Source organism: Bradyrhizobium sp. WSM2254, assembly GCF_000472645.1.
GTDB classification, from domain to species: domain Bacteria; phylum Pseudomonadota; class Alphaproteobacteria; order Rhizobiales; family Xanthobacteraceae; genus Bradyrhizobium; species Bradyrhizobium niftali.
In genome coordinates this window covers 91,562-104,330 of the sequence record NZ_AXAB01000002.1, presented here as the reverse complement: position 1 = coordinate 104,330, position 12,769 = coordinate 91,562, and the positions used below count along the sequence as shown (strand labels likewise).

The window sequence follows — 12,769 nt, the reverse complement described above, 5'->3', positions numbered from 1 at the left end:
TTCACCGCTTGCTCGGCTGGGCGCCGCAAGAAAATGGGCTGATCGAGGATCTCGACCAGCCCTATTACTTCAAGGTCTGACGGCGCGGCCCGCGACGCCACAAGCAGCTTGCAGATCAGTCCGTCGTGATCGCCGTTTCCATGTCGGTCGGATCGATCTGCCGGCTCAGCCCCGCGTTGAGCTTGTCGCGGTCGAGCTCACCCTCCCACCAGGCGACGATCACGCAGGCCACGCCGTTGCCGCACAGATTGGTCAGCGCGCGGCATTCGCTCATGAACTTGTCGATGCCGAGCACGATCGCCATGCCCGGCACGAGGCGCGGATCGACCACGGCCAGCGTCGCCGCCAGCGTGATGAAGCCCGCGCCGGTGATGCCGGAGGCCCCCTTCGACGTCAGCATGGCCACGACCAGGATCGTGAGCTGCTGACCGAAGGAGAGATCGAAGCCAAGTGCCTGCGCGATGAACAGCGTCGCCAGCGTCATGTAGATGTTGGTGCCGTCGAGGTTGAACGAGTACCCCGTGGGCACCACGAGCCCGACCACCGACTTGGAGCAGCCGAGCCGCTCCAGCTTCTCCATCAGGGACGGCAGCGCGCTTTCCGAGGACGACGTGCCGAGCACGATCAAGAGCTCGTCCTTGATGTAGGCCAGGAACTTGAAGATCGAGAACCCGGCGATGCGCGCGATGATGCCGAGCACGACGAACACGAACAGCGCCGCGGTGACGTAGAACGTCGCGATCAGCCCGACCAGATTGAGGATCGCCCCGGTGCCGAACTTGCCGATGGTGTAGGCCATCGCACCGAACGCACCGATCGGCGCCGCGCGCATCACGATGGAGATGACGCCGAACACCGCATGCGCGGCGTCGTCGATGAACGAGCGGATCGTGTGGCCGCGCTCACCGAGGCTCATGATCGCGAAACCGAACAGCACCGAGAACAGCAGCACCTGGAGGATCTCGCCTTGGGCGAAGGCGCCGACCACGGTGTCCGGAATGATGTGCAGCACGAAGTCCACGGACTTCTGACCGGCGGCCTGCTTGGCGTAGGTCGCAACGGCCGCCTCGTTTGCCGCCGCATTGCCGAAGCCTGCGCCCGGCTTGACCAAATTGCCGATGATGAGTCCGATCACCAGGGCGAAGGTCGAGACGACCTCGAAATAGACCAGCGCCTTGACGCCGATGCGCCCGACCTTCTTGGCGTCCTGGATGTGGGCGATGCCCGAGACCACGGTGCAGAAGATGATCGGGGCGATCACCATCTTGATCAGCTTGATGAAGCCGTCGCCGAGCGCCTTGATCCAGTCGTTGGTGGCAACCGTCGGCCAGAGCCAGCCGACGATGGCGCCGAGCACAATGGCTATCAGCACCTGGACGTAGAGAACCTTGTACCACGGCTTGGCTGCGGCCGGCGCGACCGGCGCCCCAGCCATCGTTGTCGTTGTCATTTGTTTCACTCCCCCTCAAAACGCCGGGCCAGCCAAGATCAACTTGGCCGGCCCTGTCAATTGGAACTGCTCGGAATGGCGCGCTTTACCCGCGACGATCGACGATCCGGCGTGCTGCCGGCATCAGCGTCGCGCCCAGCGCGTTCTTGACCAGCGAGGCCGCAATGAACGGCGCAAGGCCGACCTGCCAGGCCTTGCCCGCGCCAAGGCCGAGGCCAAAGGCCAGCCAGCCGAACCCGGCGGCCAGGATGACGACGTGCCCGACGGCCATCGCGGCAAACAGCAGCACCACGCTGCGATCCCAGCCGCGCTCGGCGAGCCAGCCGGTCACGAAGGCCGCAGCGATGAAACCGAACAGATAGCCCGCGGTCGGGCCGACCAGCGGTGCAATTCCACCCACGGGACCTGCGAACACCGGCAGGCCGAGCGCGCCCTCGGCGAGGTAGGCGATCATGGTTGCGCTGCCAAGGCGCCAGCCATACGCGGCGCCGATCATCAGCACCACCAGCGTCTGCAACGTCATGGGCACGTAAGGCAGCGGCAGGTTCACCTTGGCCGACAGCGCCAGCAGCGCTGTGCCGAGCGCGATCAGCACGAAGGCGCGAAAGCCGCCCACGGTTTCACCCGGCCGGGTCGGCCACATCAATGCGGCGAGAGGAGAATGCGGTGCAGCAGCGGACGGGACGGATCGGTCAGACAAGGTGAACTCCGAAGGTGGGGCGAAAACTGGCGGCTATTTAAGCCAGTGAGCTATCCGGTCAACTGCCTCCCGCATCTCCTCCGCCGAACGCGCGTAAGAGAAGCGGATGAACGAGCGGCCATGGATGGGATCGAAATCGAGGCCGGGCGTTGCCGCGACATGGGCCTGTTCCAGCATCTGCTTGGCGAACTCGAAACTGTCGGAGGTGAAGTCCGAGACATCGGCATAGAGATAGAAGGCGCCGTCGGCCGGCAGGAACCTGGTGAGGCCGGCCCTGGGCAATCCCTCGATCAGGATGCGCCGGTTTTCCTGATAGCCGTGCTTGATCTCCTCCATCTCGGCCGCGCCGTCGAAGGCGGCCTCGGCCGCGATCTGCGACAGCGACGGCACCGAGATCGACAGGTTCTGCTGCAGCCGCTCGATCGGCCGCACCAAAATGTCCGGCACGACCATCCAGCCGACGCGCCAGCCCGTCATGCAAAAATACTTCGAGAACGAGTTGATCACGAGGGCGTGGTCCGACAATGCCGCCGCCGTCACCGCCGGAAACGCATAGTCGAGCCCGTGATAAATCTCGTCCGAGATGAAGCGGATTTTGGCATCCTCCGCCGCCGCGATCAGGCCGGAGAGCGCCTCGCGGGACATCATCGTTCCGGTCGGATTGGCGGGGCTGCCGACCAGCACACCCTTCAGCGGCGCCTTGCGATGGGCGGCAAGCAGCGCCTCGCCGGTGAGCGCGTGGCGTGTCTCGTTGGTGGTCTCGATCAGCACCGGCTCGCAACCGAGCGCGGTGAGGATGTGGCGGTACGGCGGATAGCCCGGCACCGTCACGGCGACGCGATCGCCAGGCTCGAACATCGACAGGAAGGCGAGGATGAAGCCACCCGAGGAGCCCGTCGTCACCACGATCCGCTCGGCACTGACGTCACAGCCATAGGCGTCGCGATAGTGCCGCGCGATCCGCTCGCGCAAGGAGGGGATGCCGAGCGCGGAGGTATAGTCGATCCGCCCCGCCTCGAGCGCCGCGTGCGCGGCCGCAATCGCGGTCTTCGGCGCGCCGGCCGCGGGCTGGCCGACCTCCATATGGATGACATGGCCGCCGGCGGCCTCGATTCGGGCCGCCGCGGCCATCACGTCCATGACCATGAACGGGGGAACATCGCTACGGCGGGAGGGCTCGAGCCACTGTCCCAACCGGTTCCTCAATGTCGCATCGTGCATCGATTTCTGCTATTTCGCTGGCGGACCGGTCCGTCCGGTCCGGGGAACGGGGCGCTTGCGCCCCAGACTGGCCGCATTGTACGGCTCATAAGGGTAAGGCTCATAGGCCATATCGCGTATCCGGTCTGCCGCCAATCGCCAAAACCAATCATGAAACTGCTTGCCAAGACGACTTGCCAAGACCGTTTGACCAAGACCGTTTGACCAAGACCGCTTGATGTTGCTCCAGATCGCATTGCGCAAAAAGACCTCCGCCCTCACCGCCCTCGTCACGGCTGCGGCGATCGCCTTGCTGCCGCTCCCGGCGGCACGGGCGCAGCAGAAGGGCCCGCCGGTCTTGCGCGACACCGAGACCGAGCAGCTGCTGCGCGAATATACGCGCCCGATCCTGCGCGTCGCCGGTCTGGAAAAGCAGAACATCCAGATGGTGATCATCAACGACGGCTCGTTCAACGCGTTCGTCGCGGACGGCCGCCGCATCTTCGTCAATTACGGCGCGATCCTCCAATCGGAGACGCCGAACCAGATCATCGGGGTGCTCGCGCACGAGACCGGGCATCTGGCGGGCGGCCATCTGTCCAAGCTGCGCGAGCAGCTCGCCGCCGCCCAGACCCAGATGATCATCGCGATGCTGCTCGGCGCCGGCGCGATCGCCGCCGGCAGCACCCAGCGCAGCAGCACCGGCAACAACGGCCTCGCCAATGCGGGGGCGGCCGCCCTCGCCGGTCCACAGGAGATGATCCGCCGCACGCTGTTGTCTTACCAGCGCCAGCAGGAGGAGAATGCCGACCGTGCCGGCGTGAAATTCCTGACCGCGACGGGGCAGTCGCCGAAGGGCATGTACGAGACCTTCAAGCGCTTCACCAGCGAGAGCCTGTTCGCCGCGCGCGGCGCCGATCCCTATCTGCAGTCGCACCCGATGCCGGCCGAGCGCGTCGCCGCGCTGCAGGAGTTCGCAAGCTCCAGCCCCTATTGGGACAAGAAGGACGATCCCGCGCTCCAGCTCCGCCATGACATGGTGCGCGCCAAGATCTCCGCCTTCATGGAGCGGCCGGAGACGGTGTACCGTCGCTATCCCCAGACCAACGACAGCCTGCCGGCGCGCTATGCCCGCGCCATCAGCACCTATCTGCACGGCGATCTACGCAGCGCGCTCGCCCAGATCGACGCGCTGATCCAGGTCCAGCCGAACAACCCGTACTTCTACGAGGTGCGGGGCCAGGCCTTGCTGGAGAGCGGCAAGCCCGCCGATGCGATCGCTCCCCTGCGCAAGGCTGTCGCGCTCTCGAACAACGCGCCCCTCATCGAGATGTTACTTGGGCAGGCTCTGGTTGGAACCGATAATAAGGCCTACACCGACGACGCCGTTCGGATTCTCCGCGCCGCGGTGGCACGGGAGCCCGAAGCGCCAATCGGCTTTACCCAGCTCGCGATGGCCTATGGCCGGAAGGGAGATTATGCCGAGGCGGATCTCGCGTCGGCGCAGGCCGCCTACTTGCGCGGCGACAACAAGACCGCCCGCGAGCTCGCCACGCGCGCGAAAACCCGTTTCGCCATCGGCACGCCCGGATGGGTCAAGGCCGACGACATCGTGGCGGCCAAGCCGCCGCGCAACTAGCTAGAACGACGCCAGACACCACGACGTCACGACACCGAGCTTTAAGTCCGCCGGGACGTTTTCCGAAACCTGCTTTGGATAAGAGGATTTGCCTATGCCTTCGCTGCGTCTGCTTGCTCCCGCGCTGTTTGCGCTCGCCATGTTCGGCGCAACCGCGCCCGCGTCGGCCGACAGCTTCTCCGATGCCCAGCGCACCGACATCGAGGCGATCATCAAGAACTACCTCGTCACCCATCCCGAGGTGCTCGAGGAGGCGATGACCGAGCTCAGCAAGCGCCAGGCCGCGGCCGAAACGCAGAAGCACGAGGCCAGCATCGCGCAGAACGCGGACGCGATCTTCAACTCGCCGCGCCAGGTCGTGCTCGGCAACAAGGAGGGCGACGTCACCTTCGTCGAGTTCTTCGACTACAATTGCGGCTACTGCAAACGCGCGATGACCGACATGCTCGACCTCATGAAGAGCGATCCGAAGCTGAAGGTCGTGCTGAAGGAGTTTCCGGTGCTGAGCCAGGGCTCCGTCGAGGCCGCCCAGGTCGCCGTCGCCGTGCGCATGCAGGATCCCACCGGCAAGAAATATCTCGACTTCCACCAGAAGCTGCTCGGCGGCCGCGGCGCGGCCGACAAGGCGCGCGCGCTGCAAGCGGCCAAGGAGGCCGGTCTCGACACCGCGAAAATCGAGAAGGATCTCGCCGGCCCCGAGGTGCGCGCCACCATCGAGGAGAACTTCAAGCTCGCCGAGGCGATGGGCATGAACGGCACGCCGAGCTACGTGATCGGCAAGCAGATCGTGATCGGCGCCATCGGCCTCGAAGGCCTCAAGGAGAAGATCGGCGTTGCCCGCTGCGGCAAGGCGACCTGCTGATCACGCGCTTCACAATTCACGCATGCAACGAGGCCGGCTGAAAAGCCGGCCTTTTTGCTGGGTCAAACCGTGGCGCGATCCGGCACAATCATTCATCTGGCGTTCAACAAACAAATGCCGCGGAACCGCCGATGTTCAGGAACAACCGATATCTCCTTTCGTTGTTGGCGCGGGCAATGACGCAAATAGACACGTGAGGAGAAATTCAATGTTGAACCGCTTTATGATCTCGGTTGCCGCGCTCGCACTGGTCGCCGGCACCGGACTGGCGAACGCACAGGGCACCATGAACCGCGACAGCGGCGGCGCCGGTGCGCAGCCCGCGCAGCAAACACAGCCGTCGGGCGGTGCGGCCGAGCGCGGCGCCACGGGCAAGGACTCCATGACGAAGGAAAAGGGCACCGTCGGTCAGGCTGGCGGCGCCAGCACCGCGAAGCCGGGTGCGGCCGCGGAGGAGAAATCGCCGGGTGCGATGAAGGACGAGCGCCCGGGCGGCGCGATGCACAAGAACGCCGCCGAGGACAAGGCCGGCGCGACCAAGGGCCAGCGCACCGACGAACGCGCGCAGGGTCAGATGGACAAGTCGCAGCAGGACAAGTCCAAGAGCATGAGCCAGGATACGACCAAGTCCGGCGCCAAGGATCACAAGGACATGAAGGCCGAGGACAACAAGGCCGGCACGTCCACCAAGAGCAACGCCGAGAACCGTCCGGCCTCGGGCACCTCGACCGACATGAAGGCCGAGGGCAAGAGCTCGACCTCGTCCTCAACGACGACGGTCGGCCAGGCCGGCGCCGCCGCCAAGCTCTCGACCGAGCAGCGGACCCAGATCACGTCGGTGATCCGCGAGGAGCGCGTGGCCCCCGTGACCAACGTGAACTTCGCGATCTCGGTCGGCACCCGCGTGCCGCGCGAGGGCATCGAGCTGCACGCCCTGCCGTCTCGCGTCGTAACGATCTATCCGGAGTGGCGCAGCTACCGCTACGTGCTGGTCCGCGAGCAGATCGTGATCATCGATCCGAACACCTATGAGATCGTCGCGGTCCTCGACGTCTAAGGCCGGATGACGGCAACCTCAGGGGGCGGGCAGCAATGCCCGCCCCTTTGCGTTCCGCCGGCAGCCATGCTTTGGGCTGGTTAACAAGCAATTTCCGTAGCTTCCGCACAGGTTTTTGCACCCCGGATGAGGTGCCTGAAGGCCTCTGGGAGGTCCTTCAAGGCTTCCCCTAGGGCGCTTTGTTACCTATAACCCCCGCCACGCCGAAACACCGATTACGGGATTGGAATGGCCGAACCTGCAACCGACACGATCCTCGTCCTCAACGGGCCGAACCTCAACATGCTGGGGACGCGCGAGCCCGAAAAGTATGGTCACGCGACCCTGGCCGACGTCGAGGCGCTGTGCCGGGAGACGGCGGCGTCATTCGGTCTCAAGGCCGACTGCCGGCAGTCCAACCGCGAGGGCGAGCTGATCGACTTCATTCACGAAGCGCATGCGCGCAAGATGAAGGGCATCATCATCAATGCCGGCGGCTATTCGCACACCTCGATCGCGCTGCACGACGCGCTGCTCGCGGTGCAGATCCCGACGGTCGAAGTGCACGTGACCAATATTCACGCCCGCGAGAGCTTCCGCCACCACTCCTACACCGCGCGCGCAGCCTTCGCCTCGCTCTGCGGTTTCGGCATCGAGGGCTACCGCCTCGCCATCCAGGGCCTTGCCGTCAAGCTCGGCCTCAAGCCCAAAGCCTGACGCTCCCTCATCACACAGAACATTCGGATCAAAGAACATGGCGCGCCAGCCAGACGACAAAGCAGCCGCAAAGTTTTCCAGTGAGGATTCCGCGCTCGTCCGCGAGCTCGCTTTGCTGCTCGATGAGACCAGCCTCACCGAGATCGAGATCGAACGCGCGGGCCTGCGCCTGCGCGTCGCCCGCAACATCAGCGTCGCCGCGACCATGCCGATGCCGGTCGCTGCCGCTCCCGCCGGCCTGACGGTGGCCGCCGCCGCGCCCGCTGCCGCCGCGGCCGATTTGTCGAAGCATCCCGGCGCCGTCACCTCGCCGATGGTCGGCACTGCCTACTGGGCGCCGGAGCCCGGCGCCAAGCCGTTCATCGAGGTCGGTACCAAGGTCTCGGTCGGCCAGACGCTGCTGATCATCGAAGCCATGAAGACCATGAACCAGATCCCCTCGTCGCGCGCCGGCACGGTGACGCAGATCCTGGTCGAGGACGGCCAGCCGGTCGAGTTCGGTGAGCCGCTCGTCATCATTGAGTAACGGCCAGGGCAGCTCAGCTGCCCCCGTCGCATTTCGCGCGCCAGTCCCTTAAGGACACCATGTTCGACAAGATCCTCATAGCCAATCGCGGCGAGATCGCCCTTCGCATCCTCAGGGCCTGCAAGGAGCTCGGGATCGCGACCGTCGCCGTGCACTCCACCGCCGACGCCGACGCCATGCATGTGCGCCTGTCGGATGAGAGCGTGTGCATCGGACCGCCGCCGTCCAAGGACAGCTATCTCAACGTGCCCGCGCTGCTCGCGGCCTGCGAGATCACCGGGGCGGACGCCGTGCATCCCGGCTACGGCTTCCTGTCCGAGAACGCGCGCTTCGCGGAAATCCTCTCCGAGCACAATCTGCATTTCATCGGCCCCAAGGCCGAGCACATCCGCCTGATGGGCGACAAGATCGAGGCCAAGAAGACCGCCAAGAAGCTCGGCATCCCCGTGGTGCCCGGCTCCGACGGCGCGGTCGGTCCTGACGACGATGCGCTGGCGATCGCCAGGAAGATCGGCTTCCCGGTGCTGGTGAAGGCAGCGGCGGGCGGCGGTGGCCGCGGCATGAAGGTCGCGCACAGCGAGGCCGACCTCCTGATGGCGCTGTCGACGGCGGCCAATGAGGCCAAATCCGCCTTTGGCGATGCGTCCGTCTACCTCGAAAAATACCTCCAGAAGCCGCGCCATATCGAGATCCAGATCCTCGGCGACGGCCGCGGCGGCGCGATCCATCTCGGCGAACGCGACTGCTCGCTGCAACGCCGCCACCAGAAGGTCTGGGAGGAAGGCCCCTCGCCCGTCCTCTCCGCCGCCGCGCGGGCCAAGATCGGCGAGACCTGTGCGAAGGCGATGCGCGAGATGAAATATCTCGGCGTCGGCACCATCGAGTTCCTGTTCGAGGACGGCGAGTTCTACTTCATCGAGATGAACACCCGCATCCAGGTCGAGCATCCCGTCACCGAGAGCATCACCGACATCGACCTCGTGCTGGAGCAGATCCGCATCGCCGCCGGCGGCGAGCTGCCGGCGAAGCAGGAGGAAGTCCAGGTCATCGGCCACGCGATCGAATGCCGCATCAACGCCGAAAATCCGGAGACCTTCCGCCCCTCGCCGGGCCGCATCCTGCAATACCATCAGCCCGGGGGCCTCGGCGTCCGGATCGATTCCGCCGTGTATCAGGGCTACACGATCCCGCCCTATTACGACTCCCTCGTCGGCAAGCTGATCGTGCACGGCAAGACGCGCGCCGAATGCCTGATGCGGCTGCGCCGGGCGCTGGACGAGATGGTGGTCGAAGGCATCGAGACCACGCTGCCGCTGTTCCGCGCGCTGGTGCGCGAGGACGACATCATCAACGGCGACTACCACATCCACTGGCTAGAACAGTACCTGGCCGGCAAGGCGGAACCCGCCGCGAAATAGCTCCCCGCCCCGTGGAACCCTTTCGCCCCAATCGCGTTTTGGACGGTTGGGCAGTTCCGAGGGGGCGTTTTGAACTCCACTGGCGCAACAGGGCGAAACCGTCGTGACGGCTGAGGCGCAGCGGCGGCGCGCATTTTGGCAGATCCTGCTGATCGCGGCGGGGCTCCTGGTGCTGACCGTGATCAGCGCCGGCTCGGTCTATCTCGTCAACAAGGCGCGGGAAGACAGCAAGTGGGTCATCCACACCATCGAGGTGGAGAACCAGATCAACGCCCTGCTGCTCGAAGTCCGACGCGCCGAGAGCAGCGCCCGCGGCTTTCTCCTGACGCAGGGCCCGGATTTCCAGTCGGATCACGAGAAGGCCGTCGCGGCGATCATCCCGGCGCTCGGCAAGCTCACGCGCCAGATCGGCGACGATCCGGCGCAACGCGATAGCATCAAGAAGCTGAGCGCGGCGATCGAGACCCGGCTCGACCAGTTCTCGCGCGAGATGGATTTCGTCAAGCAGGGTCAACCCGACAGGGCCACGGCGCTCATCCGCGAGGCCGCCGCCGGCAACACCACAACCACGATCAGCAACCAGGCCAACGCGATGATCCGCGAAGAGGAACGGCTGTTCCGGATCCGCACCGCCAACTCCGACCGGAGCCAGACGCTGGCCGCCTCGATGACCGGCATCGGCTCCGGCCTCGTCGTGCTGCTGGCGCTGATCTCGACCTGGCTGGTGCGGCGCTCGGCCCGCGCCCGTGACGAGGCCGAGGCGCGCCTGCGCGACGCCAACGTCAACCTGGAGACCGTCGTCGACGAGCGCACGGCAGACCTGCGCGAGGCCAACGACGAGATTCAGCGGTTTGCCTATATCGTCAGCCACGATCTGCGCTCCCCGCTCGTCAACATCATGGGCTTCACCAGCGAGCTCGAAGAACTCGGCGACGACATCTTCCGCCGCATCAGCAGCCTCGCCCACGTCCCGGCCGACGGACCACCGCTGGCACCCGGCTCTTCCGGCGAGATCGTGCTCGAAGGCCCCGACAAGCAGCTCTCAACGGACTTTTCCGAGGCGCTCGGCTTCATCAAGTCGTCGATCGCCAAGATGGACCGGCTGATCTCGGCGATCCTCAACCTCACCCGCGAGGGCCGGCGCGAATTCCAGCCGGAGAAGATCGACATCCGCGAATTCGTCGAGGCCATCGTGTCGACACTGGCGCATCAGGCTGTGGAAGCGCAGGCCGAGATCCACGTCGGGTCCCTGCCCAATATCGTCAGCGACCGCCTGGCCCTGGAGCAGATCTTCTCCAATCTGATTGATAACGCGATCAAATATCTCAAGAGCGGGGTGCCCGGAGAGATCAGAATTCGCGGGCGCACCAAGCTCGGCTACGCTATCTTCGAGATCAGCGACAACGGCCGCGGCATCGATCCGAAGGATCATCAGCGGATATTCGACCTGTTCCGGCGCGCGGGAACCCAGGACAAGCCGGGACAGGGTATAGGTCTTGCACATGTGCGTGCACTTGTGCGCCGTCTCGGCGGCACCATGTCGGTATCGTCGGAACTGAACGCGGGCAGCACGTTCACGATCACGCTGCCCGTCGCCTGGAACGCCAGCAACCGGAACGTAGATCGATGACGCAGCCTGTTACCATCATCATGATCGAGGACGACGAGGGGCACGCCCGGCTGATCGAGCGCAACATCCGCCGTTCCGGCGTCAACAACGAGATCATCGCGTTCGGCAACGGCACCGATGCGATGAGACACCTGTTCGGCGCCGACGGCAGCGGGCTTTCCCAGAAGGGAAATGCCCTCCTGATCCTGCTCGACCTCAACCTGCCCGACATGAGCGGGATCGACATCCTGAAGCAGATCAAGGAAAACAGGTATCTCAAGGCATCGCCCGTGGTCGTGCTGACGACCACCGACGACTCCCAGGAGATCAAGCGCTGCTACGAACTCGGCTGCAACGTCTACATCACCAAACCCGTCAACTACGAGAATTTCGCCAACGCCATCCGGCAGCTCGGGCTGTTCTTCTCGGTCATCCAGGTCCCGCCCGCCGCCACATGAACCAGAGAACACCGACACTGCTGTATATCGACGACGACGACGCGCTCGCGCGCCTGGTCGACCGCGGCCTGACGCGGCGCGGCTACAGGGTCGTTCATGCCGCCAGCGGCGAGGAAGGCCTCGCGCACATCCGCCGCGCGGCTGCCCAAGACAGCATTGACGACAGCAACGACGGCGGCATCGACGTCGTTGCGCTCGACCAGTACATGCCGGGTCTCGACGGCCTCGATACGCTCGAGCAGATCATGGCGATCCCGGGCGCCCCGCCCGTGGTGTTCGTCACCGCGTCGCAGGATTCCAGCATCGCGGTCACCGCGCTAAAGGCGGGCGCGGCCGATTATCTCGTCAAGGACGTCAAGGGCGACTTCATCCCCCTGCTTCACGTCGCGGCCGAGGGCGCGCTGCGGCAGGCCGAATTGCAGAAGGCGCGCGAGGAAGCCGAAGCCGAGATCCATGCCTCGCGCGACCGCTATGCCGCGCTCGCCGCCGAGCGCGAGCTGCTGCTGCGCGAGGTCAATCACCGCGTCGGCAATTCGCTCCAGATCATCGCCTCGCTGCTGCATCTTCAGGCGAACTCCGCCGGACAGGAAGAGGTCAAGGCCGCGCTGACCAACGCGATGGGCCGCGTCGCCGCGGTCGCGCAGGTGCACCGCCGCCTCTACACCTCGCAGGACCTCAAGAGCGTCGTCCTGAGCCAGTACCTGGACTCGCTGCTCGAGGACCTGCGCCGCTCGGCCGAAGGTAACCGGATGTCGCGCCTGACGCTGAAGGCCGAGCCGATCGAGATCGATCCGGACCGTGCGGTCGCCGTCGGCATCATCGTCAACGAGCTGGTGATGAACGCGGTGAAATACGCCTATCCCGACGGAGCCGGCCCGATCCATGTCGAGCTGACCCTGCAGGGCGAGAACGTCCTGCTGGCGATCGCCGACGACGGCGTCGGCGACAACGCCAAGGCCGATCCGCGCTCGACTGGCATGGGCCAGCGCATCGTCGCGGCGATGGCCACCAAGCTCGACGCCTCGGTCGAGCGCGACCCCGCCCATTCCGGAACCCGCATCCTACTCAGGTTCCGCCGCGTGCCCGCGCCGCCCGGCAAGACCAGCACCGCCGCCGCGAGCTGACCCGCCCCCATCGCAACCGCATTGCGATCC

12 protein-coding genes are annotated in these 12,769 nt (G+C 65.5%); 9 read left to right on the top strand and 3 right to left on the bottom strand.

Going from position 1 to position 12,769, the window contains the following annotated elements; all coding sequences use genetic code 11:
- Positions 1-115 precede the first annotated feature (115 nt).
- The 3 genes from A3M7_RS0102975 to A3M7_RS0102965 form a co-directional block, all read right to left on the bottom strand.
- Positions 116-1,450: a dicarboxylate/amino acid:cation symporter gene (locus tag A3M7_RS0102975; RefSeq protein WP_027542586.1), complete on the bottom strand. Its 1,335-nt coding sequence runs from the start codon at positions 1,448-1,450 to the stop codon at positions 116-118.
- Positions 1,451-1,535: 85 nt separating this feature from the next.
- On the bottom strand, positions 1,536-2,093 hold the full coding sequence (locus A3M7_RS0102970; protein ID WP_027542585.1) for a biotin transporter BioY: 558 nt from the start codon (positions 2,091-2,093) through the stop codon (positions 1,536-1,538).
- 90 nt (positions 2,094-2,183) lie between these two features.
- Positions 2,184-3,371, bottom strand: coding sequence for a pyridoxal phosphate-dependent aminotransferase (locus tag A3M7_RS0102965; protein ID WP_027542584.1), 1,188 nt, complete (start codon positions 3,369-3,371; stop codon positions 2,184-2,186).
- A 217-nt stretch (positions 3,372-3,588) separates the two neighbouring features.
- On the opposite strand from A3M7_RS0102965, the gene A3M7_RS0102960 reads away from it, so the two are divergent.
- From A3M7_RS0102960 to A3M7_RS0102920, 9 genes are all read left to right on the top strand, one after another.
- On the top strand, positions 3,589-4,989 hold the full coding sequence (locus A3M7_RS0102960; RefSeq protein WP_027542583.1) for a M48 family metalloprotease: 1,401 nt from the start codon (positions 3,589-3,591) through the stop codon (positions 4,987-4,989).
- Between the two features lie 94 nt (positions 4,990-5,083).
- Positions 5,084-5,851 carry a DsbA family protein gene (locus A3M7_RS0102955; protein WP_027542582.1) on the top strand — a complete coding sequence of 256 codons (768 nt, stop codon included), beginning with the start codon at positions 5,084-5,086 and terminating at the stop codon, positions 5,849-5,851.
- A 208-nt stretch (positions 5,852-6,059) separates the two neighbouring features.
- Positions 6,060-6,908 (top strand): DUF1236 domain-containing protein, encoded by an 849-nt coding sequence (locus A3M7_RS0102950; RefSeq protein WP_027542581.1) that lies wholly within the window; start codon positions 6,060-6,062, stop codon positions 6,906-6,908.
- 228 nt (positions 6,909-7,136) lie between these two features.
- Positions 7,137-7,604, top strand: coding sequence for a type II 3-dehydroquinate dehydratase (aroQ, locus tag A3M7_RS0102945; protein ID WP_027542580.1), 468 nt, complete (start codon positions 7,137-7,139; stop codon positions 7,602-7,604).
- A gap of 37 nt (positions 7,605-7,641) precedes the next feature.
- A complete protein-coding gene (gene accB, locus A3M7_RS0102940) occupies positions 7,642-8,130 on the top strand; it encodes an acetyl-CoA carboxylase biotin carboxyl carrier protein (RefSeq protein ID WP_027542579.1) in 489 nt (162 codons plus the stop codon).
- 59 nt (positions 8,131-8,189) lie between these two features.
- Positions 8,190-9,548 carry an acetyl-CoA carboxylase biotin carboxylase subunit gene (gene accC / locus A3M7_RS0102935; RefSeq protein ID WP_027542578.1) on the top strand — a complete coding sequence of 453 codons (1,359 nt, stop codon included), beginning with the start codon at positions 8,190-8,192 and terminating at the stop codon, positions 9,546-9,548.
- Positions 9,549-9,651: 103 nt separating this feature from the next.
- Complete coding sequence (locus A3M7_RS0102930) at positions 9,652-11,178, top strand: CHASE3 domain-containing protein (RefSeq protein WP_027542577.1); 1,527 nt, start codon at positions 9,652-9,654, stop codon at positions 11,176-11,178.
- Positions 11,175-11,615, top strand: a complete 441-nt coding sequence (locus A3M7_RS0102925; protein WP_027542576.1) for a response regulator — start codon at positions 11,175-11,177, stop codon at positions 11,613-11,615. The genes A3M7_RS0102930 and A3M7_RS0102925 overlap by 4 nt, the downstream gene beginning before the upstream one ends.
- Positions 11,612-12,739 carry a sensor histidine kinase gene (locus A3M7_RS0102920; RefSeq protein WP_027542575.1) on the top strand — a complete coding sequence of 376 codons (1,128 nt, stop codon included), beginning with the start codon at positions 11,612-11,614 and terminating at the stop codon, positions 12,737-12,739. The genes A3M7_RS0102925 and A3M7_RS0102920 overlap by 4 nt, the downstream gene beginning before the upstream one ends.
- Positions 12,740-12,769: the final 30 nt, after the last annotated feature.